This is a genomic window from Candidatus Dactylopiibacterium carminicum (assembly GCF_014736495.1).
In the GTDB taxonomy this organism is placed as follows: Bacteria; Pseudomonadota; Gammaproteobacteria; order Burkholderiales; family Rhodocyclaceae; genus Uliginosibacterium; species Uliginosibacterium carminicum.
The window spans coordinates 21,957-44,206 of the sequence record NZ_MDUX01000023.1; the positions used below are offsets into that span (position 1 = coordinate 21,957).

Here is a 22,250-nt window from a genome sequence, read left to right on the forward strand (position 1 = left end):
GCCAGACCGGTATGGGGAAAACGCCCGCATCTGGACGCTGGATGCTGGACGGGGGATCGGTGAGCCACAAGGGCTCGGGTGCGCGCGCATCGCGTCCGTTGTCCGAAGGCTAGTCGCGAATGCATACGATATCCAGCGTATGCCCGGTAGTGCGTGGAGGCGTGGATCAGTCCCGCGGAATCAGCGGAAGGCATACGGTGAAGCAGGTGCCACCCCGTATGGAAGGCGCCACGCCGACCTTGCCACCATGCAGTTCGACCAGCGTTTGCACGATCGAGAGCCCCAGGCCGCTGCCGCCGGTGGCTCTGTTGCGTGAGCCTTCCAGCCGCGCGAAGCGTTCGAAGATGCGTTCGTCGACCCGGGCGGCGGCATGCTTGCCGGCATCGCTGACAGTCAGCCGCACTTCTTCCTGCGTGGCGGCAAGGGTGATCTGTAGCCAGCCGCCGTCATGGGCATAGCGGATGGCATTTTCAACGAGGTTATTGAGTACCTGACGCATGCGGTCGGCATCGGCCAGGATATGCGGCACCGTACCTTGGGTCACCAGCTCGGCGTGCATGCCCTGTTCTGCAAGCCGGCTGGCATGGTCGTGCAGGCAGTCCTGCGCCAGCGCCGCGAGGTTCAGCGGCACGCGTTGCAGTGAGAGCCGGCCGGCGTCAGCAACAGAAAGCATGTGCAGATCGTTGACCAGCCGGCTGAGGTGCTGCGACTGGTCTAGCAAGCGACGGAATTCGGTTTCGTCCGCCACGATGACGCCGTCGCACAGGGCGTGCAGGCGAGCCTGTTGTACCGCCAGTGGCGTGCGCAGTTCGTGTGAAAGCGCAGCCAGGGTGGATTTGCGCTCGCGCTCCAGCGATTCCAGTGCCTGCACCATCTTGTTGAAGTCCTGCGCGAGTTCGGTCAGCTCGCCCGAACTGCGCGGCACCTGGGCTCGCGCGGTGAAGTCTCCCAGTGCGACGCGGCCGGCGGTCCCGGCGATGGCACTGATCGGCCGGGTGACCATGCGCGAGATCCAAAAGCCGGAGATCAGCCCCACCGGCAGGCAGGCCAGTAGGCCGACGAGGATGGTCAGCGCATCGACGTCCCAGGGGGTGTCTTCCGGGCGGTACTGGGTATAGATCGCTGCGATGCGCGGCGTCCAGACCTGACCCTGTGCGCGCAGGATTTCCAGTTCGCCCCGGGCCTCGGCAGGCAGCGCCTTGTAGAAGCGTGCGAACTGCAGATGGCCATAGGTAAATATGGTGCCGCCAAGCACGGCCACGGTGACCAGCACCGTGCAGGCGATGCCCAGTCCGAAGCGGACCCAGATGCGGTCTAAGCGTCTGGCCACAGGCGGTATCCGACGCCACGTACGGTTTCTATCAGCTCGCCGCAGCCGGCGTCCTGCAGCTTGCGGCGCAGTTTGCTGAGATGCGAATCGATCACGCGGTCCTCGAACAGCCGGTCGCGCGAAAAGCACTGGCGTGGATTGCGTGCCAGGCAGGCGAGCAGGCGGAATTCGGTCAGCGTCAGGGTCAGCGGCTGGGACTCGCCGCGTTCGTCCAGAATGCCGGCGCGCCATGCCGTGGTGTCGATCTCCAGCCGGCCGACCCGCAGCGGTGCCTGCGCCTCCGGCATACCCGGGCGGTAGGTGCGACGCAGCACAGCGCGCACCCGGGCAACCACTTCGGCCGGGTTGTAAGGCTTCACCACGTAGTCATCCGCGCCGAGATGCAGGCTGTGCATCTTGTCCATGTCGTCGGCCAGCGCGGTGGTCATGATCACAGGTGTATCCCCTGCCTGGCGGATTGCACGCAGCAGCTCGATACCATCCTCGCCGGGCAGGCGAATGTCGAGCAGCACGATGTCCGGCGGCGTGGCAGCGAGATGTTTGCGCGCGCCCGCACCGTCGGCGGCCCGCAACGCGCGCAGGCCGTCGCGTTCGAGATAGGCGCAGAGGATGTCGGCGAGCCCGGTTTCGTCCTCGACGACGAGCACGAGCGGCGCTGCGGGAAAGGAGCTCTCGCTGGGCACGGATGGTCAGCCGGTTGAGGATGCAGATGGGCGGATTATACGGCCGGCCCGGCGTATGCCTGATGCAAGGCGACTCTCCATGCAATCTCCACATTGGGTTCCTACCATCTCTGGATTCGCTTGGCGAATCCGGGCGCGCCAGACAGCATTCTGGTCATCCCGCGCATAACAACTTGGAGGATTCATCGCATGTCTTATCGGCTTCCCGTCATCCTGATGGCCGGCGCGCTTTCCGCCTGCAGCGGCTTTGGCGATCTGAAGGCCAGCCGCTCGGCCAGCGCCTGCGAGCAGGATTCCGTCATGGATGGCAGCACTTGGTGCGCCCTTGCCTTCGGCCAATCCACCGATCTGAATTTCCCCTCGACGATCCTGCCGGAGAAGGTTGGGGTCAACAACGTCTGGCTCGAGGGGCGGCAGACGCCGCTGCGGCCGGGCGAGGCTGCCAGCATTGCCTCTGCGGTGACCCTCGAGAGCCGTGGTGGCAAGCTCGCCAACACGCATGACGGGCTGACCTTCTACTACACGCGGATACCGACGGATCGCAATTTCCGTCTGGAGGCGGATATCACCGTCGAGCAGTTCGGGCCGGAAGTGATCGTCAAGGGCGCCAAGGCGGCCACCAATGGCCAGGAAAGTGCCGGCCTGATGGTGCGCGACGTGATCGGTCAACCGCGCCGCGAGCCGTTGGAGCCCGGGTATGAAGAGTTTCCCGCTGCGTCCAACATTGTGGCCAATGCAGTGTTGCAGACGGTGAAGAACAACGAAGAGCGCTTTGCGTTGCGCACCGTGTATCGCGATGGGGTGGAATACCCTTGGGGCAACACCGGTGCCATCGTGCCGAAGGCTGATTTCATCGGTGCCGATGCCGGCCTGAAGGCCCCTGCGACTTTCCGCATGTCGCTGGAACGTACCGACGACGGTTTCGTCGTCGGTTACGCCGATGTCGATGGCAAGAACGCGCGCACCATGAAAGTGGCTGGCGCCAATGCGAACATCGTCCAGGTCATCGATTCTCGCTATCAGTACGTAGGCCTCTACGCCGCGCGCAATGCGCGCATCAGCGCACGCAACATCCGGCTGAGCCTCAGCGAGGCCAAGACCGTGGATGCACCGCGTTTCGTGCCGAAGGCCGAATCGCTGCGCCTCGAAGTTGCCTCGCCGGCCCGCAACGTCGGCGCTGACTATCTGGTCCAGGCGCGTGCCAGCCGGGACGGCAAGCTGGCGATCCGTCAGGACGGCAAGCCGATTGCAACCGATCTGGCGGTGAAGGCCGGTGACATCATCAGCCAGCCCACGCGCCTGACTGCCGACAACACCCGTTTCGAGCTGGTGTTCGCGAGCGCGGATGGCGGATCGAGCACGGCCACGCAGCAGGTGGCGCGCGCAACCGTGGCCGATGCCACGAAGCTGTTTGTCGCGCCCGAGGGGGTGGCCACCGCCAACGGCACCGAGCGCAGCCCGTTGGACATCAATACCGCGCTGGAGCTGCTGGCGCCCGGCGGTACGCTTACCGTACTGCCCGGTAAATATCCGGCCACCACCCTGAGCATCGCCGTCAGCGGCAGTGAGAAGGCACGCAAGACGCTGTTGGTGCGACCTGGCGCGGTGTTCGCCGGCAAGGTCGCGCTGGATGCGAACTATTGGAACATCAAGGGTATCGAGGTTTCGGGCGCGCAGTTTCGCATCTCCGGCAGCCATAACGTGATCGAGAACGCGCTTACCTATGGCAACGAAGATACCGGCCTGCAAATCTCGGCCCTGCCCAAGGAGCGCGCGTTGTGGCCTTCGCACAATCTGGTGCTCAACAGCACTTCGCACAGCAACCGTGACCGCTCGGCGATCAACGCCGATGGCTTCGCCGCCAAGCTGGGCGTGGGAGATGGCAACGTGTTCCGCGGCTGCCTCTCGTATGACAACGCTGATGATGGCTGGGATCTCTTCAACAAGATCGAGGATGGCGCCAACGGCGTGGTCACCATCGAGAACAGCTACGCCTGGAACAACGGCGCCAACGGCTTCAAGCTCGGTGGCGAAGGGCAGCCGGTGGCGCATACGATCCGCAACAGCGTGGCCTTCAACAACAGCCTGGATGGCTTTACCGACAACTTCAATCCGGGCGCGCTGACTGTGAGCAACAACGTTTCCTTCAACAACACGCGCTTCAACTACATTTTCCGCCCCAGCCCCTATGGCGGCCCGGAAACCCAGGGCAGCTTCAGTGGCAACCTGTCGTTGCGCAGCGATTACAAGGACACCTACGACGATGAGGTGGTCGGTGTGATCGGCAAGGGCAATGCCTTCATCGACGGACGCGCGTCCGCCGTCATGGCGCAGGATTTCGTTTCCGTGCAGGTGCCGGCCATGATCGGTCGCAAGGCGGACGGTTCTCCCGATCCCGCCGGGTTCCTGCAGCGCCGTTGAGCAAGAGCCTTTCCGGATGCCGCTGCGCGGTGGCATCCGGTTGGTGTAGTAACTTCCTCTGAGAAATTTCGGGCCGCTTTCGCGGCCCTTTTTTTGAACAGCGCCTCCAGGGGCTGCTGCTCAGGCCTTCGCGAAATGCGTGTCCAGCGCGGCGATCCAGGTGGCCTTGCGCCCGGCCGGCACGAAGCTCGCGCGGAAGGCGTTGGCCAGCAGTGTGTGCCAGGTGGTGGTGTTGAAATCGAAGGCGGCCTGCACGGCGCGGATGTTGTCGCCCATGTAGCCATCGAAGTAGGCCGGGTCGTCGCTGTTGAGGGTGGCACACAGATTCTGGGCCAGCAACTGCGGCAGGGTGTGCTGGCGCATATCCTCGAACACGCGCAGGCGCACATTGGAGAGCGGGCACACCGTCAGCGGGATCTGATCGCGCGCCAGGCGCTGCATCAGCGCGGCATCTTCGGTGGCACGTACACCGTGGTCGATGCGATCCACCTTGAGCAGATCCAGTGCCTCGATGATGTAGGCCGGTGGCCCCTCTTCACCGGCATGGGCCACCACCGGCTTGCCCAGTGCGCGGCACCTGGCGAACACGCGTTCGAACTTGGCCGGCGGGTGGCCCAGCTCCGAAGAGTCCAGGCCGAAGCCATCGATCTCGTCGATGAAGGGCAGGGCTTGCGCCAGCGTGGCGAGCGCATCTTCTTCCGGCAGGTGGCGCAGGAAGCACAGGATCAGCTGCGTGCTCATGCCCCATTCGGCATGCGCCGTCTCCGCACCGGCCTTCAGGCCGCGCAGCACGGTTGCGAACGGGATGCCGCGCGCGGTGTGTGTCTGCGGATCGAAGAAGACCTCGGCATGGACCACGTTGTCTTCGCGTGCGCGGCGCAGGTAGGCCAACATCAGGTCGCGGAAATCAGCCTCGGTACGCAGCACGTCGGCGCAGGCATAGTAGAGGTCGAGAAAACTCTGCAGATCGGAAAAATCGTAGGCCTCGCGCAGGGCTGCGATGCCGTCGTAGGGCAGGCGGATGTTGTTGCGCTGCGCGAGTGCGAAGGCGAGTTCAGGTTCCAGCGTGCCTTCGATGTGCAGGTGCAGTTCGGCCTTGGGGGCGGTGAGGGCGAGTTCGAGCGGGGTCGGCATGATGTTCTGGTTGTCGATTGAAATGAAAACGGGGCGCCGAGCGCCCCGCGAATCGATTCCGGCACCCGTACGGGTGCCGGGGATGAGGGCTTACTTCGGCACGGAGCCTTCGACGCCTTCAACGTAGACGTTCATCTTGCGCAGGTCGACGTCAGCCATCACCTTGCCGGCAGCCAGCATTTCCTTGCCGCTGTTGTCCTTCAGCGGACCGGTGAAGGGATGCAGCTTGCCCGCCTTGATGGCATCGCGGCGTTCCAGCGCCAGCTTCTTCACGTCAGCCGGGGTATCCGGGCCGAAGTTGTCGATGTCCACGGCACCTTCCTTGACGCCGTACCAGAGGTCGACGGTCTTCCAGGTGCCATCGATCACCTTCTGGATCTCGGGGCCGTAGATGGTTTCCCAGTGCAGCATCGAGGCAGCCAGCTGTGCCTTGCCGCCGAACTTGCTCATGTCGGAGTCCCAGCCGAAGGCGTACACGCCTTTTTCCTGCGCGGTTTGCACCACGGCCGGCGAGTCGGTGTTCTGCATCAACACGTCGGCGCCCTGCGAGATCAGCGCCAGTGCAGCTTCGCGCTCCTTGCCCGGATCGAACCAGTTGTTCACCCAGATCACGCGGGTGGTGGCGTTCGGATTCACGCTGCGTGCGCCGAGGGTGAAGGCGTTGATGTTGCGTACGACTTCGGGGATGGCGATGGAGCCGACTACGCCGAGCTTGCCGCTCTTGCTCATCTTGCCGGCGACCACGCCGAGCATGTAGGCGCCTTCATAGGTGCGCACGTCGTAGATGCCGAAGTTCTTGCCCGTCTTGTAGCCGGTGGCGTGCATGAACACCGTCTTCGGGAACTGGCGGGAAACCTTCTCCATGGCGTTCATGTAGCCGAAGGAGGTGGCGAAGATGATCTTGTGGCCCTTGGTGGCCAGATCGCGGATCACGCGCTCGGCGTCGGCCGTTTCGGGCACGTTCTCGACAAAGGTGGTGGAAACCTTGCCGGCGAACTTCGCTTCCATGGCCTTGCGACCCTGGTCGTGGGCGTAGGTCCAGCCATGGTCACCGGTCGGACCGATGTAGATGAAGCCGGCCTTGAGAGGCTCGCCCTGGGCGTGGGCTGCCCCGGCGAGGGTCAGCAGGAGCGCTGGCAGACAGCGCAGGAAGCGGGAAAACAGGGTCATCTGGACTCTCCAACGGAAAAAGGTGCGTAAGGATACAAGCAGGCTTCAAGCCAGTTCCAGCATGCACAGCGGAAATACCGCTGTCGACCCCGCAGGGGTGATTCCGGCTATCGCACGATACACATGGCTCCCGGCATGTGAAGTGCTAACAATGCATGGATACCCTGGAGAGAACACATGACAAGAGACGAGATCCGGTTCTGGTTCCGCGGCGAAGTGATCCGCGTGAAGGATCAGCCCGCCACGCGCACAGTGTTGCAATGGCTGCGCGAGCAGCAGGGCAGCACCGGCACCAAGGAAGGCTGTGGCGAAGGCGATTGCGGCGCCTGCACCGTGGTGGTTGCCACGCTGGACGAAGCACATGCTCAGGGGCTGCGCCTGCGCGCCATCAATGCCTGCATCGCCTTGCTGCCCACGCTGGATGGCAAGGCGCTGTTCACCGTCGAGGATCTGGCAGGCCAGCACGGCCTGCATCCGGTACAGCAGGCGCTGGTCGATCTGCATGGCTCGCAATGCGGCTTCTGCACGCCGGGTTTTGCCATGAGCCTGTGGGCCGATTACGAAGAGCAGGCACGCCTGCTCGCGGGCGGTACCGACATTGGTCTGTGGGTCACCAAGCAGTTGCGCGACCTTGGCGATGTGATCTATCTGGGCGCCGTGCGGGAGCTGCAATGCACCAAAGTGGATCATGAATGGATCACGCTTGGGGCGGGATTGACCCTCACCGATGCCTTTCAGGCCTTGTGCGCCGATGAGCCCCAGTGGCAGGAGCTGGCCGGGCGCTTCGCCTCGCAGCCGGTGCGCAATGCCGGCACGCTGGGCGGCAACGTTGCCAATGGCTCGCCCATCGGGGATTCGATGCCGGCGTTGATCGCACTGGGCAGCCGCATCGTGCTGCAGCAGGGCGAACGCGTGCGCGAGATGCCGCTGGAAGACTTCTACCTTGCGTACCAAAAGACGGCACAGGAAGCCGGTGAGTTCGTATGCGCCATCAAGGTGCCCAGGCTTCGGCCAGGCCGGGTGTTCCGCGCCTGGAAAGTCAGCAAACGGCAGGATCAGGATATTTCCGCCGTCTGCGCCGGCTTCTGCCTGCAGCTTGATGACGCCGGCCGCATCGCCAGTGTCCGCCTCGCCTTCGGCGGCATGGCGGCCACGCCGCGCCGTGCGTTCGCGGCCGAGGCTGCCCTGCAGGGCCAGCCGCTGGAATTGCGCGCCATGGAGGCGGCGATGGCCGCATTGAACGAGGATTACCAGCCCATCGACGACATGCGCGCTTCCGCCGCCTATCGTCTGCAAGTGGCGCGCAACCTGCTGCGCCGGTTGTGGCTGGAAGTGAGCCAGCCGGCCAATCTCAAGCCCCGGCTGCGTATCGAGGAGGTTTCGGCATGAGCGTGGGGCAGTCTCACCGCCACGAAAGCGGTCATCTGCATGTGGCCGGTCGTGCCAGCTATGTGGATGATTTGCCGGTGCCGGCCGGTTGCCTGCACGCCGCCTTCGGGCTGGCCACCGTCGCCCATGGCCGCATCCTTTCGATGGATCTGGCGCCGGTGCTGGCCGCGCCCGGCGTGGCTGCCGTGCTGACCGCACAGGATGTGCCGCACCTGAACGATTGCAGTCCTTCGCCCGCGCATGACGATCCCATTCTGGCCGATGGACTGGTGCATTTCATGGGCCAGCCGGTGTTTCTGGTGCTGGCGCACAGCCATGAAGAGGCGCGCCGTGCCGCGCGCCTGGCGCGCATCGAGTACGAAGCGCTGCCGGCGATCCTCGACATCGACGCGGCGATCGTTGCCGAATCCTGGGTGTTGCCACCGGTGAAGGTGGCCCGTGGCGAAGCCGAACTCGCCCTGGCGTTGGCGCCGCATCGCCTGTCCGGCCAAGCGCGGCTGGGCGGGCAGGAGCATTTCTATCTCGAAGGTCAGATCGCGCTGGCCACGCCACGTGACGATGCCAGCCTCCATGTGCATTGTTCCACCCAGCATCCCACCGAGATGCAGCATGCCGTGGCGCAGATGCTGGGCTGGGCCGCGCATCAGGTCAGCGTGGAATGCCGGCGCATGGGGGGCGCTTTCGGCGGCAAGGAGTCGCAGTCGGCGCAGGTGGCCTGCGCGGCCGCGCTGGCAGCATGGAAGACCGGCCGCGCCGTGAAGCTGCGCCTGGATCGCGACGATGACATGATGATCACCGGCAAGCGTCACGATTTCAGCTACGAATGGAAAGTCGGCTTCGATGACGCCGGCCGCCTGCAGGGGCTGGCCATCACCATGGCCTCGCGCTGCGGCTTTTCCTGCGATCTTTCCGGCCCGGTGAATGACCGTGCCATCTTCCACCTAAACAACTGCTACTACCTCGACACGGTGGCTATCCGCAGTCTGCGCTGCCGCACCAACACCGTCTCCAACACCGCCTTCCGGGGCTTCGGTGGCCCGCAGGGCATCTTCGCCATCGAATACATTCTCGATGACATCGCCCATCATCTGGGGCTCGATCCGCTGACGGTACGCCAGGTCAATTTCTACGGTCTGCCCGGCGAGGAAGTGCGTACCACCACGCACTACGCCATGCCGGTGCAGGACAACGTGGCCCCGGCGCTGGTCACCGAGCTGGCCCGCGATTGCGACTACGCCGCACGCCGCGCCGCGATCGCCAGGTTAAACGCCGAAAGCCCGGTGCTTAAGCGTGGCATCGCGCTGACGCCGGTGAAGTTCGGCATCTCCTTCACCGCCACGCATTTCAATCAGGCGGGTGCGCAGGTCTGCGTGTATGCCGATGGCTCGGTGCTGGTTACGCACGGCGGCACCGAGATGGGCCAGGGCCTGTACACCAAGGTGGCGCAGGTGGTGGCCTTCGAACTGGGTGTGCCGTTGGCGAAGGTGCGTCTGTCGGCTACCGATACCAGCCGCGTGCCCAACACCTCGGCGACGGCAGCCTCCAGTGGTACTGACCTCAATGGCAAGGCGGCGCAGGATGCGGCGCGCAAGATCCGCGAGCGGCTGGCGGCTTTCTTCCTGTTGCGGCACACGCTGCAGCCCTGCGACGTGGATTTCACGGAAGCAGGCGTGGCGGCCGGTGGCATGCGCGAGGATTTCACCACGCTGGTGGCTGCCGCCTATCGCGCGCGCATCCAGCTATGGGATTCCGGCTTCTACGCCACACCGAAGATCCATTACGACCCCACGACCCTGCAGGGGCGTCCGTTCTACTACTTCGCCTATGGCGCCTGCTGCGCCGAGGTGGTGATCGATACGCTCACTGGCGAGCATCGTGTACTGCGCGCGGACATCCTGCACGATGCCGGCCGCTCGTTGAATCCGGCGCTGGACATCGGCCAGATCGAAGGTGCCTTCCTCCAGGGCATGGGTTGGGTGACACGTGAGGAACTGGTGTTCCGCCAGGACGGCCGCCTGATGACGCACGCGCCTTCCATCTACAAGATCCCGGCCGCGTCTGACTGCCCGCCGGAGTTTAACGTGCGTCTCTACGACAACCTCAATGCCGAGGATGCCATCCATCGCAGCAAGGCTGTCGGCGAGCCGCCGTTCAATCATGGGCTGGCTGTCTTCTTCGCGTTGCGCGAAGCCTGCACGGCGGCGCGGGGTGAGCACGCGCCGCTGCAGGCGCCGGCGACGCCGGAAGAAATTCTGCGGGCGATCGGAGGTTTGGGATGAGAGTTGGGTGTGGTTGATTGCGCCCTAAACGTTGGCGTCATGAGAACCTGCCGTCATTCCGCTCCTTCGGCAGGCTCAGGACAGGCGGGGCTTTGCCCGAGCCGGAATTCAGGTGCTTCTGGCATTCTGGAGTCAGTGGCCTGTGAGGAATCACAAACGTTTTCCGGAAAGACTGTCTACTCTGACTCCCAATTCACCGCTCCCGACTAGATGATCTGGCTCTCCCGAATCCCCGAGCTTCTCGCCAACGGTCCACTGGTGCTGGTCAGTGTGGCCGGCGTGCGCGGTTCGGCGCCGCGCGAACCCGGGGCTTCCATGTTGGTGGGACAGGATTTCACGGCGGACACCATCGGTGGCGGCCATCTCGAATGGCAGGCCATTGCCGAAGCGCGCCTCCTGCTGCAAGCCGAGGCCTGCCAGCCGCTGCTACGCCGCTATCCGCTGGCGGCCAGCCTTGGCCAGTGCTGCGGCGGCGTGGTCTGGCTAGCCTTCGAAGTCTTGCATGCCGGGCAGTTGCCGGTCTGGCAGGCGGTCTCTCAGCGTCATCGGGAGGGGCTGCCGCAGGTGCGCCAGCTGGATGGGCGGGCACCTGCGTCGAGCTGGCCCGAAAGCCGGGGCGAAGGTCGGCTGGACCTTCCAGCGACCGAGGACGGGCCGGACTGGTGTCTGTGGCAGCCCTTGCAGCCCCCCCGTTTCTGCCTCAGCGTCTATGGCGCTGGCCATGTCGGCGCCGCGCTGGTGAATCTGCTGGCGCCGCTGGAGATGCGCCTGCGCTGGTGTGATCCGCGTGCCGAGTTGATGGTGCGCGCACCGGCCAGTGTCGAATGCTGTGTGATGGAGACTCCGGAAGAAGTGGTGGCCCAGGCGAGTGCCCACAGTGCGCACGTGGTGCTCACACATGAACATGCGCTGGATCTGCGCCTGGCCGAAGCCATCCTGCGCCGTGATGATTTTCGCTGGTTCGGCCTCATCGGCTCACAGAGCAAGCGTACGCGTTTCCGCCAGCAGCTCGCCGCGCGCGGCATCGCGCCCGGGCAGATCGAACGCATGATCTGCCCGATCGGCGTGACCGGCATCCGCGACAAGGCTCCGCAGGCCATCGCGATCGCAGTGGCTACACAGGTGCTGCAATTGCGCGAGATCAGCATTCCGGCATAGCCGACCGGGTCCGCTGCCCTTCCCATCGGGCTATGCTGATCGCGAAAGGGAAGCCGGGCATCTGCCGATTCCAGGCGCTTTCCGATATTTCAGCAACCTGAGCGGAAAGGAGTCGTGATGCGGATTGGCATCCTAGGGGCTACTGGTCAGGCAGGGCGGGAAATTTCCGGAGCGCTCCTGAAGGCTGGATTTGCCGATGTGGTGCTCATCGGGCGCGACGCGACCAAGTTGGGCAGGCTGCAAAGTCAGTTGGCCGAGCCTGCATCGCAGGCTCCAGAGATCGCCATCGCCGATGCGGGCGACCGGCAGGCGCTGATTGCCGCGTTCGGCAATCTGGATATGGTCGTGATTGCTGTCGGCTCTGCCGATCATCTGCCGTCGATCATCGATGCCGCGCTGGATAGCCGGACGGATTGTCTCGACATCCTTCTATGTTCGGCAGAGAAAAGACGTCTGCTCGAAGCTTGTCGCGGCCGCATTGAAGCGCTTGGGCTGATCTACATCACCGATGGAGGTTATCACCCCGGAGTGCCTGCGGCATTGGTCCGCTATGCGGAAATGCGTTGCCCCGGGCTGCATACGGCTGAAGTGTATGGTGCCTTTGGTGTGAACTGGCGCGAGCGGATCATGTCGCTTGAAGCGAGCTGTGATTTCGTTCGCGAACTGGGTGTCATGGATATGGGCCGGCTTCAGGGCGGGAACTGGGTTTCCGACTGGCGCGGCATGCGCAGCTTCGATTTCGGAGACGGCCGGGGGGCCCGGGCCTGCGTGCCGATGGGAATGGACGAGATGCGCGAGCTGCCGTACATCGTGCCGACCCTCAGGAATGCTGGCTTCTTCATTGCCGGCTTCGGGCGTGTGATGGACTGGATCGTCATGCCGGTCTCACTGCTTATGCTGAAACTGTTTCCCCGTGCCATCACGAGGGTTGCCCGTTTCTTTGTCTGGGGAGTGAGAACCTTTGGCGGTCGCCAGGACTGGGCATGTCTCCAATTGGCTCGGCACAGTCAGCATGAAGGCATCAGGATCCGCCTGACCTGCCCGAGCGCCTATGAGCTCACGGCGTTTCCTGTCATCGCATGTCTCAGGCAGTACGTAGAACAGCCCAGAAAGCCCGGGCTGCACCGCCAGGCGTTGTTCGTGGCTCCCGGGCGATTCATGGCAGATCTGAAGCAGGCCGGCGTCCATCTGGCAGAAGTGAAAACCGGCCCTTGAGATGGGTGTTATCCCGACCTGCCGATGAACCCGGCGTGATCCTGCTCAGACGAATACCGTGAGGCAGCCGGTCTGACCGTAGAGGCGGTCACCCGCGATTTCACCGGCGGCAAAGAAACCGGCCAGGGGAATATCGCCAAAGGTCTCGCGGATCATCTCGACCTCACTGTCATCGCGCTCGAACATGATGCCGCCACGGCTGGCACAGCTGACGTAGAGCGCGCCGCGCGGCGGGCGCGGACAGGCGTTGCGCAGTTCGGTGAGCATGCGCAGGAGATCCGCGCGGGCTGCAGCTTCGTCGCGGCGCAGGAAGACCAGACTCTGGCCGGACTGGGCGCTGTCGTTGATGGCCAGGCGGCCGGTGCGTACGTCCAGCGCGACGATGCGGCGGGCGGTGAACTGGCGGCGGTCGGCATCGTCCTCCGAAAGCCCTACCAGCAGCGTGCTGACGGCGCGGCGCAGGTCGGCGCCGAGCGCGGGGCCGGCAGCTTCGCGAAATACTTCCACGGCCGGGCGGCTGTCGATCTGCTCGATCAGGTTGTCCTGCGCGCGGGTAACCCGCCAGCTACCGGGCAGCGGCTGGCAGCCCTGGCTGATGCCTGTCAGGGTCTGGATGCGGTCATCGAAGGCAACACCGGAGAGGCCGCCGATGAGTGTGCCGTCCGCAATCTGCCAGGCTTGCGTGCGTGCACAGGCGACGCCACCAGCCAGGCGGCCGCCGCGGACTTTGTGTGCCATGTCACGCACCAGCTCGGCCATGTCCGGCGTAAGCGGATCGGCGTGCACCAGCGCGGCGTAGGCGGGGAAATCCCGCGGCAGCGGTTTGCGACCCGAGAAGACGCGGAAGCTGTCGAGGGGGAAAGCGCCGAGCAGCACTGAAATGCCGGGAGCATCGAGCGCCGCACCGCGCGTGCCGAGCACACCTACACCGCTGGCGCCGACCCATTCGAGTACCCCCGTGTGCTGGCGCAGGCGGCTCAGCAACTGGTCGAGCGCATCGCTGAAGTGGTCGGAAACGTAAAGAAAGCCAATGTTGGCGCGAGGCAGGCGGGGCAGTTCGGCAAGTACGCCACGCAGGGCGTCTTCCCAGTTGCCGGCCGTTGCTCAGGCGCTGGCGAAGCCGGGGGATGTCATTTGCGTGATGGTTTTCGGGGAGGTTTCGTGTTGGCAGGTGATTCCTGGGCGGACTCGGAGGGTGCGGCGGCTGCCGCTTCCGCGCCAGGTGTTTCAGAAGAGGGGAAGGGCCAGGACCACAGGGCCGGATTGGCAAAGGGATTGGCTGCAGCCTCACCCTCCTGCGCGCCCGAGCGGCTCATGGCCTGCATCGCGGCCAGCGTGGAGCGTTGGACTTCCAGCCCCTGAATGCTCATCTGCAGCATGCCCAGATTCATCTTCAGCCAGCCTTCGACGGCCTTGAGATCTTTGATGCGGCGCTCCAGTTCGTCGACATCCAGGGTCGGGCTGACCATGCCGGGCAGGCCGAAGCCCATGTTGCCCCACATCTTGCGCACGAATTCGAAGCCGTCGTCGGTGCTGCCTTGATCTGTGCTCATGGTGATGTCCCTCCCTGTATGGCTGGCAGGGGGATCATAACCCTGGGAGCCGCCCGGAGTCCCGTTGCCGGACCATGATCTGCCGATGCCGTATCAGGCGTCGGTGCTCACCTTGATCTGGCTTTGCAGCAGGTGGGTCATGGCGGCGCGCAGTTTGGCGGGCCGCACCGGTTTGTGAAGCAGCGGTACGTGCCGGGCGGTGGCTTCGCGCAGGGTGTCGGGACCGGTATCGCCGGAGAGCAGCAGCGCTGGCAGCTCGGCACCGAAGCGTTGGCGCAGGTTGGCGATGATCTCCAGCCCGGTGTATTCGCCGGGCAAACGGTAGTCGCTGATGATCACCTCAGGCTCCACTTCCAGTTCTTCGAGCGCTTCCAGGAGGCCGGGCAGGCTGTCGCTGGCGACCACGAAGCAACCCCAGGCGCGCAGCAGGCCGACCAGACTTTCCTGCGCCAGCACGTCGTCGTCGATCACTGTGACGACACGGCCGAGGAAATCCTGCTCTGTGAGCGGTTTGAGCGCAGGACCGGTTTCGGCGGGCGCGATGGGCGTCATGATGCCGAACACCGAGCCACGTCCGGGCTGGGAGCGCAGCGTCAGCGGGTGGTAGAGCAGATCCGCCAGCCGGCGCACGATGGCCAGGCCAAGACCCAGGCCGCGACTTCGGTCGCGTGCCGGATTTTCCAGCTGCACGAACTCCAGGAAGATGTTCGATTGCTCCTCGGGCGCGATGCCGACGCCGCTGTCGCGAACCTCGATCAGCACGTTCTCGCCGCGTTTGCGGGCGGTGACCATGATGGCGCCGCGTCGGGTGTAGCGCAGGGCGTTGCTGACGAGATTGATGAGGATGCGCTCGAGCAACAGCGGGTCGCTATGCACCCACAGCAGGGTGGGACGCACGCGCAGGCGCAGGCCGCGTTCGCGCGCGGCATGGTCATAATCGTTGCCGATGCGCTCAAGGATGGGGCCGAGCGCGAAGGGGCGCGGTGTGGAGCTGACCACGCCGGCATCGAGCTTGGAGATGTCCAGCAGGCTGTCGAGCAGGTTTTCCATCGCCTCGGCCGAGGCGGCGATGCGTTCGATGAGCTGGCGGGTGTCCGGGCTGTGTTCCTTGCGCGAGAGGTCGGCAATGAAAAGCCCCAGCGCATGCATGGGCTGGCGTAAGTCATGGCTGGCTGCTGCGAGGAATCGGGATTTTGCGTGATTGGCGCGTTCGGCTTCCTCGGTCCGCTCGCGCAGTTGCACGGTGGCGGCGGAGATGCGTTGTTCTTGGCTGCTGTGCGCCACGGTCAGTCGGGCGGCCATGTCATTGATGCCTTCGGCAAGCTGCCGCAGCAGGCCGCGCCCTTCCACGGGCACGCGCGAGGCTAGTTCGCCGCGTCCGATCGCAGCCATCGCTTCGGCAATGCGCTGGATAGGTCGGCTTACAGAACTGCTCATCACGAAGGCCAGGCCGATGCTGCCGCCCAGCACCAGCAGCAGGGTGATGCTTGCCGTGCCGATCTGGTTGAGCTTGCGGCTATCCAGTGTTTCGCGCGAGATCAGCACCACGACTTCGCCCAGGGGGCGCTCCCGGACACTGACATTGCCGGTCAGCGTGTAAGGATCCTGCTCCAGGCTCTGCGACAGTTTCACCGGCTCGGCGATGCGCAGCAGCTGTCCGCCACCTTCTATCGATTGATCGCCCTGGGGAAGCGGCTGGCCGGCGTGTTGTTGCAGGCCCGCCGACGCCATCAGGCTGCCGTCGCGATCATGGATCGCCACGCCGTACAGATCGCTGGTGCCCAGCGCGGACTCCGTCAGGCGCTGCAATACCTCGCGATTGCCAGAGAACAGGCCATATTCGGCAGAGGCTGCGAGCTGGCGCGCGATAGCGTGGCCCCGCTGGTTGAGAGCCTCTTCCAGATCCCCCAGACGGGAAAAGGTCAGCAAGGCGGTGAGCAAGATGCCCAGCACCAGTGTCGGAACGATGGCGGCGATGAGTACGCGGGCGCGGATGTCGAGGTCGATCTTCACTGCTGTCGCTCCAGTTTCTCCAGACGTGCACGGATGCTGGCTTCATCGTCAAGCTGCAGCCCCAGCGAGCTCGCCACGCGCGCGTTGACGCCAATCGTGTATTGCTGCGGATACTGCGCGGCCGGCGGTGTGCCGCTCAGCATCGCAAGAACCTGACTGGCCGTCTGCACGGCGATCTGTTCGGGGGAGTAAAGCGCGACCACGGCACCCGCGCTGACGTAGGCCGGGGAATAACCGACCGTCGGTGCGTGCCAGCGGAAGCTGGCGAGCAGAATGCCGGGCAGGGTACGGGCGTTGAACACCGTGTCATCCGGCAGGGCCAGCAATACCGTGGGCGCTTCAAAGAAACCGCGCAGTCCGGGGTGGATGTCGCTTTCCTGATGGACTCCGGCAGTCAGTACTTGCAACCCCCGTGTACGTGCCGTACTGGCTATGGCGTTTGCGGTCTGCTCGCTGTCTCGCCCCACGAGTAATCCGATGCGTTCGTAGTGCGGCAGGGCCGCGCGGACCAGCGCAACATAGCGGCTCGGTGGCTGGTCGATATATACGCCGCCCGTGCGGTTGCCAGCGAGTCGTGCATGGCTGGCACGTGTGATCAGGCTCATCAGGCGTGGCACGCGTGTACCGCGCTCGACCAGGGCTTCGGCGGCTGGCGTGCCGGCGGTGATGATCAGGGATTCGCTCTCCTCTATGCGTGGGGGCAGTTCCCGGTATTGGCTCAATGGCAGGATCTGCAGCCGGATAGCGGGTGAGGCGCGCCCGAGGCTTCTGCCCAGAGCCTCGGCGAAAGCCTGGTAGGCTGGCGAAGTGTCGCTGAGGATCAGCAGTGCGCGTGTTTCGGCGAAGGCCAAAAAGGGCGCGGTGTAGAGCAGGCCGAATGCAAGCAGGCATGCAAGCCGTCCCCACCCGCTGGGCCGCAGGGCGTGCGTCAGGCATGCGGGCGACAGGAGCGGGAAGCGCATCTGCGTGGTGGATGAGAGCGGTAGCCAGGAGATGCTACCGAAGCAGGCTGTCGATGTCATGAGAAAGGGGCTGCGATATGGCGCGCAGAACACCCCTGAAGTATTCCAAGGAGATAATGCTGACATGCTTGCAGCACCGTGCCGGACATTTATCTGGCTGGCCTGCCCTATCGGGCAGACGTGAGTACATGATTAATATGTCACGAATTCGCAGGCGTAAGATTCCAAGTCGAACCAATTTCCGAAGAACTCTTTCTTCCCTTTTCAAGGTAGTTCTTTGTCATGAATCCCTGCCGCGTTCTGGTCATTGAAGACCACGCCTTGGTGCGCGAGGCATTGGTGCGGGCGCTGGATCAGCTGGATCAGCCGTGTTTCCATGCCCAGGCAGCCAGTGCGGCGGAAGCGCTGGCCCTGGTGGAGGCCGGGCAAGAGTTCGATCTGGTGCTTACCGATCTGATGCTGCCCGACATGAGTGGCTTCTCGCTGCTTTCCGTACTGGCACACCGTTTTCCGACCATTCCGGTGGTGGTGATTTCGGCGCTGTCCGATGAAGCGTCGGTCAAACGTGCGCTGAAAGCGGGGGCGGCCGGCTTCATCTCCAAGGCCCTGTCTTCCGAGCAGCTGATTGCCGCGCTGCGGGCGGTGTTGCGTGGCGACGTGGTGACACCCGACCTGCATCAGCCGGCGCCGGTGGCTCCCCGTCCGATCCGCAAACGTGGCGTCGAGCCGCTGGCCGAGCAGTATGGCCTCACCACGGCGCAGACACGCGTGATGGAGTTGATGGTCGAAGGGCGTACCAATCGCGAGATTGCCGATCTGCTGGGACTGGCCGAAGGCACGGTGAAGGTGCATTGCTCGGCGATCCTGCGCGCGCTGGGGGTACCCAATCGTGCCCAGGCGCTGGTGGTGCTGGGGCGCCAGGGTCTGCGTGCCTGATCCCTTGCCGGGTCTTCCGGCCTGGCGCCGGACTGCGGATCGGCGGTAAGAAAACAGCGGAAGCTACAGCCTGTCGTTGACGAGTCTCGATGGCTTCGCTGTTGTTCCCATCCTCTGAGCGGGACCGCGGGCGGTGCGTACCGTGCGGTCCGTTTCCTCAATCCTCCAGGATTTCCAGCGCTGCCTTTGCCAGGGCGCGCGCTGCGCTGTTGAGCGCGGAGGGCAGCGTTTCCGGTGGCCTGGTTTGCAGCAGCAGCTTCGAGGCCGACAGGGCGGGCACAGGGGTGAGGATGCGTTCACGGAAGCTGTCGGGCAGTTCATCCAGCAATTTCTGCGCAGCTTCCCGCTGCCAGCGGTTCTGCGGCCACTGCGAGGGCAGGGCGAGGGCGCGCGGGAAGAGTTCGAGGTCGTGTGTCAGCACACGTATATCTTCGGCAGAGTCTCGAAAGGGCAGCAGCACGAGGTCGGCCAGTTCGTAAAGCGCGACATCCGTTTCCGTGCGGTTGGCTCCGCCATCGAGCACGCCGATCCAGCCTGGTAGGTCGCGCAGCTTGCCGACGACCTTTTCGCGTACCTCGGGTGAGCGGGCATCGGCCATCACATAGCGGCGGTTCTCGGGGCGTAGCGGTTCGCGATATTCGTCAGTCATCACGCAGGCGGCCCGGTGTCCCAGCAAGCTCAGGCCGTGGCACAGCAGATGGGTGACCGTGGTTTTGCCCGAGCCACCCTTGGTGCCGATCACGCAGATGATTTCCGCCATGTGTTCTCCCCGTTCAGTTCCGATGGATGTCTTTCTTCCGGTTGCGTCTGTTTCCAGCGGGTGCCCGGTAGCAGAACAGGCACGTGCCGCGCCGGTCTCCCACGCTGACGAGCTCATCAGGTTGACGGCCCGGTACTGGAAAACTGTTGCTGATCAGCAGTGCGCCCGGCTTCATCTCACGTGAAGCCTTTTGCCACAGTGCAGTCATCGGTGCGGGTGACAGGAACGCGTATATCAGGTCGTAATCGCCGAGGTCCAGCTGCCAGAAATCCTGCCGGACAAGCTGCGCATTCGGTTGCCGGTGCGCCAGCCAGCGGGACAGCAGCCAGGGGGCAGGGGCTGTCTCGGCGCCGTCGATCTGCCAGTCCGGGCGCAAACGTGCGAGCCTGCGCACGAAACTGCCGGTGCCACTGCCCAGATCCAGTACGCGCAGATTAGGTGTGTCGGGCAGCCAGGCGGCGAGCCGGTGCACGGTGATGCGGTTAGAGAGGAACAGTGGCACGCGGGTGCGAAAGCTGCTCCAGTAGACCAGCGCCAGCAGCAGAAATCCGGCGGCATACAGCCACGGTGGCAACGCGAGTTGCAGCGCAAGCACGATGGCGGGTACGAATTCCAGATGGATGAACTGCCACCAGCGCGGCATGCTGAACAAGCGCGAGAGGATCGCCGCGAGCACTGCCTGGGCGATGGCCAGTGTCCATAGCGTCGGTGGACGGCCAAGCACTCCGAGCAGGGCGATGCTGTAGGCCATGAGCGCTGCGCCGGTCTGGGCCAGGAACGCCAGGATCAGTGGATGACGCATGGAAGCTTGGGAGGGCTGGAATGCGCCATCTTACCTGCATCGTGCGGGGTACAATCCACCGACCTGTCCGTCCCGGTGTTATTCCTTTCCGCCGTCTCTCATGTCCGAGCTTCAGCGTCTGCCCCTGTTTCCCTTGTCTGCCGTGTTGTTTCCCCGGAGTCGGATGGGATTGCATGTTTTTGAGGCCCGTTATCTCGACATGATCGCGCGCTGCATGCAGGCCGAATCCACGTTTGGAATCTGTCTGATCGCGGACGGTCAGGAGGTGGGGGCACCCGCCTTGGTGCATGGGGTGGGGGTGGAGGCGCGCATTGTCGATTGGGACATGAGCGTACCCAACCTGCTTGGCCTGACCGTGCGTGGCCAGCGCCGTTTCCATGTGCTGGAACAGATGGCCGACAAGCAGGGGCTGGTGACGGGCATCGTGCGTTGGTTCGACGAACCGGCAGTCACCGCGTTGCCTGTGGAATACGAGCCGCTGCTGCCGTTGCTGCAAATGGTGGTGGCTGATGCCGGCGAGAAGATTCCGCCGCCACACGCATTCGATGATGCCGACTGGGTCGGCTTCCGTTACGCGGAAATCCTGCCGATTCCGCCGCTGGCGCGTCAGCGTTTGCTGGAGCTGGAAGACCCGCTGTTGCGCCTGTCGATCGTACAGAGCTTCCTCAAGGAGCGCGGGCTGCTCAAGCCAAGCTGACCGCGCGGATCAGCGCAACCGGAACGGTGCCAGACCATCCAGCAGCACGCGCACTGGCGCGGGCAAGCCACAGTCAGCGAGTGTATCCAGCGCAACCCAGCGCAGCCCTGCGGCGTCGGCCAGTTGCTTCGGCAGTGCCGCCAGCTCCAGCAACCAGGGGCGCAGATTGAGCTGGAAGTGTGTGAAGGTATGGCGCAAGGGAGGCAACTCGTTGCATTGCGCACCTGCCAGCCCGAGATAGCGCAAAGCAGCTGCACTGGCGCTTTCGCCCGGTGCGATCTCCGGTAATGACAGCAAGCCGCCCCAGATGCCGATGGGCGGGCGTTGCGCCAGCAGCACGGCCTGTGGCGTACGCACCAGCAACACCTGCCACTCGCGTTGTGGCAGGCTGCGTCTGGCGCGTGGCGTGGGCAGTTCAGCCTGGCGTCCCTCGCGTCGGGCGAGGCAGGTCTCGGCTACCGGGCAGTGCAGACAGGCCGGGCGCGTACGAGTGCATACCGTAGCGCCGAGATCCATCTGCGCCTGTGGATAGACGTCACAATCGTGTGCTGGCAGCAGGGATTCGGCCAGTGCCCACAGCTGGCGATTGATGGCCGGCTGGTCTGGATGGCCTTCGATGCCGAAATGCCGGCACAACACGCGTTTGACGTTGCCATCGAGAATCGCGGCGCGTTCGCCGAAACAGAATGCCGCGATGGCTGCCGCCGTGGAGCGGCCGATGCCGGGCAGCTCCGCGAGCACAGCGGCGTTACGCGGAAACTCGCCACCATGCAATTGCACCACGGCTTGTGCAGCGCGATGCAGGTTGCGTGCACGGGCGTAGTAACCCAGGCCGCTCCACAGTGCCATGACGGCTTCGGATTGCGCGCCAGCCAGGCTGGTCACGTCGGGGAAACGGTCGAGAAAACGCAGGTAGTAGGGGATCACGGTATCCACCTGCGTCTGCTGCAACATGATCTCGGAGAGCCAGACGCGATAGGGGTCGTGGCTGCCCTGCCAGGGCAGGTCGTGGCGGCCATGGCGGCGTTGCCAGGCAATCAGGCGGTAGGCGAAGTCACTCATATGCCCCCAAGCCTGCCATGGTCGACGGTCTTCGCCAAGTCACCCATAATCCGCCCTCTTCGCGCAATCCGTTCCGTCGCATGAGTACCCCCGCCCTCGCTTTCGATAGCACCACCTTCCGCCGCACCCTGGGCATGTTCGCCACCGGCATCACCGTGATCACAGCACGCGCATCCGATGGCAGCCTGATCGGGTTGACCGTGAATTCCTTCAATTCGGTATCGCTTGACCCGCCGTTGATCGTGTGGAGCCTGGGCAATTCCAGCGGTGCGCGTGCCGCGCTGGAACAATGCGAGTATTACGCGGTGAACGTGCTAGCGGTAGACCAGCAGGCGCTGTCGAATCTCTTCGCGAGCAAGGTGGCGGACCGCTTTGCCGATGTACTCTGGGAGCCAGGCTTGGGTGGCGCACCGCTGCTGGCGGGCTGCTGTGCGGTGTTCGAAGTGCGCAACCGGCAACGCATTGCGGGCGGGGATCACCAGATCTTCATCGGTGAGGTGGAGCGCTGCGAGCGCAGCGAACGCGAGCCCTTGCTGTATTTCAACGGGGCTTATCGCACGCTGGCAGGGGGATGAGGGCCCCCACGCTTGTCGCTACGCTCCGGCGCTGCCCCCCGGGGCGCTTTTGCCTTGGGGCGGCCCGGCAGCAAAAGTCCCCATGCTTGTCACTGGCGTGACGGCGTTATC

19 protein-coding genes are annotated in these 22,250 nt (G+C 64.4%); 8 read left to right on the top strand and 11 right to left on the bottom strand.

The window, feature by feature from the left end:
- Window positions 1-166: 166 nt before the first annotated feature.
- Both BGI27_RS08620 and BGI27_RS08625 read right to left on the bottom strand, forming a co-directional pair.
- Window positions 167-1,330: a sensor histidine kinase gene (locus BGI27_RS08620; RefSeq protein ID WP_095524468.1), complete on the bottom strand. Its 1,164-nt coding sequence runs from the start codon at window positions 1,328-1,330 to the stop codon at window positions 167-169.
- On the bottom strand, window positions 1,315-1,977 hold the full coding sequence (locus BGI27_RS08625; RefSeq protein ID WP_223871703.1) for a response regulator transcription factor: 663 nt from the start codon (window positions 1,975-1,977) through the stop codon (window positions 1,315-1,317). The genes BGI27_RS08620 and BGI27_RS08625 overlap by 16 nt, the downstream gene beginning before the upstream one ends.
- 225 nt (window positions 1,978-2,202) lie before the next feature.
- Between BGI27_RS08625 and BGI27_RS08630 the strand changes: the two genes are divergently transcribed.
- Window positions 2,203-4,434, top strand: a complete 2,232-nt coding sequence (locus BGI27_RS08630; protein ID WP_095524470.1) for a right-handed parallel beta-helix repeat-containing protein — start codon at window positions 2,203-2,205, stop codon at window positions 4,432-4,434.
- Window positions 4,435-4,554: 120 nt separating this feature from the next.
- Here the strand turns inward: BGI27_RS08630 and BGI27_RS08635 are convergent, their stop codons facing one another.
- Both BGI27_RS08635 and BGI27_RS08640 read right to left on the bottom strand, forming a co-directional pair.
- Window positions 4,555-5,568 carry an adenosine deaminase gene (locus BGI27_RS08635; protein WP_095524471.1) on the bottom strand — a complete coding sequence of 338 codons (1,014 nt, stop codon included), beginning with the start codon at window positions 5,566-5,568 and terminating at the stop codon, window positions 4,555-4,557.
- Window positions 5,569-5,658: 90 nt separating this feature from the next.
- Complete coding sequence (locus BGI27_RS08640) at window positions 5,659-6,738, bottom strand: BMP family ABC transporter substrate-binding protein (protein WP_095524472.1); 1,080 nt, start codon at window positions 6,736-6,738, stop codon at window positions 5,659-5,661.
- Window positions 6,739-6,915: 177 nt separating this feature from the next.
- On the opposite strand from BGI27_RS08640, the gene BGI27_RS08645 reads away from it, so the two are divergent.
- The 4 genes from BGI27_RS08645 to BGI27_RS08660 all read left to right on the top strand — a co-directional run bounded on the left by BGI27_RS08645 (window position 6,916) and on the right by BGI27_RS08660 (window position 12,779).
- Window positions 6,916-8,127, top strand: coding sequence for a xanthine dehydrogenase small subunit (locus BGI27_RS08645; RefSeq protein WP_095524473.1), 1,212 nt, complete (start codon window positions 6,916-6,918; stop codon window positions 8,125-8,127).
- Window positions 8,124-10,406, top strand: a complete 2,283-nt coding sequence (gene xdhB / locus BGI27_RS08650; RefSeq protein WP_095524474.1) for a xanthine dehydrogenase molybdopterin binding subunit — start codon at window positions 8,124-8,126, stop codon at window positions 10,404-10,406. Before BGI27_RS08645 ends, xdhB begins: the two co-directional genes overlap by 4 nt.
- A gap of 210 nt (window positions 10,407-10,616) precedes the next feature.
- Entirely contained in the window at window positions 10,617-11,564 is a 948-nt protein-coding gene (gene xdhC / locus BGI27_RS08655) for a xanthine dehydrogenase accessory protein XdhC (protein ID WP_095524475.1), read from the top strand.
- A gap of 117 nt (window positions 11,565-11,681) precedes the next feature.
- A complete protein-coding gene (locus tag BGI27_RS08660) occupies window positions 11,682-12,779 on the top strand; it encodes an NAD(P)H-binding protein (protein WP_095524476.1) in 1,098 nt (365 codons plus the stop codon).
- A gap of 45 nt (window positions 12,780-12,824) precedes the next feature.
- Here the strand turns inward: BGI27_RS08660 and BGI27_RS08665 are convergent, their stop codons facing one another.
- The 4 genes from BGI27_RS08665 to BGI27_RS08680 all read right to left on the bottom strand — a co-directional run bounded on the left by BGI27_RS08665 (window position 12,825) and on the right by BGI27_RS08680 (window position 17,367).
- The gene (locus tag BGI27_RS08665) at window positions 12,825-13,856 is read right to left on the bottom strand and encodes an FIST signal transduction protein (protein WP_317984288.1); all 1,032 of its coding nucleotides are present in this window, start codon (window positions 13,854-13,856) and stop codon (window positions 12,825-12,827) included.
- A gap of 53 nt (window positions 13,857-13,909) precedes the next feature.
- Window positions 13,910-14,332 carry a PhaM family polyhydroxyalkanoate granule multifunctional regulatory protein gene (locus tag BGI27_RS08670; RefSeq protein WP_095524478.1) on the bottom strand — a complete coding sequence of 141 codons (423 nt, stop codon included), beginning with the start codon at window positions 14,330-14,332 and terminating at the stop codon, window positions 13,910-13,912.
- Between the two features lie 93 nt (window positions 14,333-14,425).
- A complete protein-coding gene (locus tag BGI27_RS08675) occupies window positions 14,426-16,345 on the bottom strand; it encodes a hybrid sensor histidine kinase/response regulator (RefSeq protein WP_223871704.1) in 1,920 nt (639 codons plus the stop codon).
- Window positions 16,342-17,367 carry an ABC transporter substrate-binding protein gene (locus tag BGI27_RS08680; RefSeq protein ID WP_170942989.1) on the bottom strand — a complete coding sequence of 342 codons (1,026 nt, stop codon included), beginning with the start codon at window positions 17,365-17,367 and terminating at the stop codon, window positions 16,342-16,344. Before BGI27_RS08680 ends, BGI27_RS08675 begins: the two co-directional genes overlap by 4 nt.
- A 222-nt stretch (window positions 17,368-17,589) precedes the next feature.
- Here BGI27_RS08680 and BGI27_RS08685 point away from each other — a divergent pair, with 222 nt between their 5' ends.
- Window positions 17,590-18,243, top strand: coding sequence for a response regulator transcription factor (locus tag BGI27_RS08685; RefSeq protein ID WP_095524480.1), 654 nt, complete (start codon window positions 17,590-17,592; stop codon window positions 18,241-18,243).
- A 157-nt stretch (window positions 18,244-18,400) separates the two neighbouring features.
- Here the strand turns inward: BGI27_RS08685 and BGI27_RS08690 are convergent, their stop codons facing one another.
- Together BGI27_RS08690 and BGI27_RS08695 are read right to left on the bottom strand one after the other, a co-directional pair.
- The gene (locus BGI27_RS08690; RefSeq protein ID WP_095524481.1) at window positions 18,401-19,003 is read right to left on the bottom strand and encodes a P-loop NTPase family protein; all 603 of its coding nucleotides are present in this window, start codon (window positions 19,001-19,003) and stop codon (window positions 18,401-18,403) included.
- Window positions 19,004-19,016: 13 nt separating this feature from the next.
- Window positions 19,017-19,805: a class I SAM-dependent methyltransferase gene (locus BGI27_RS08695; protein ID WP_170942990.1), complete on the bottom strand. Its 789-nt coding sequence runs from the start codon at window positions 19,803-19,805 to the stop codon at window positions 19,017-19,019.
- A 100-nt stretch (window positions 19,806-19,905) separates the two neighbouring features.
- On the opposite strand from BGI27_RS08695, the gene BGI27_RS08700 reads away from it, so the two are divergent.
- Complete coding sequence (locus BGI27_RS08700) at window positions 19,906-20,502, top strand: LON peptidase substrate-binding domain-containing protein (RefSeq protein WP_095524482.1); 597 nt, start codon at window positions 19,906-19,908, stop codon at window positions 20,500-20,502.
- A 9-nt stretch (window positions 20,503-20,511) separates the two neighbouring features.
- On the opposite strand, the gene mutY is transcribed toward BGI27_RS08700, so the two are convergent.
- On the bottom strand, window positions 20,512-21,564 hold the full coding sequence (gene mutY, locus BGI27_RS08705) for an A/G-specific adenine glycosylase (protein WP_095524483.1): 1,053 nt from the start codon (window positions 21,562-21,564) through the stop codon (window positions 20,512-20,514).
- A gap of 80 nt (window positions 21,565-21,644) precedes the next feature.
- Between mutY and BGI27_RS08710 the strand changes: the two genes are divergently transcribed.
- Window positions 21,645-22,139 (top strand): flavin reductase family protein, encoded by a 495-nt coding sequence (locus BGI27_RS08710; protein WP_095524484.1) that lies wholly within the window; start codon window positions 21,645-21,647, stop codon window positions 22,137-22,139.
- The last annotated feature ends 111 nt before the right edge of the window (window positions 22,140-22,250 follow it).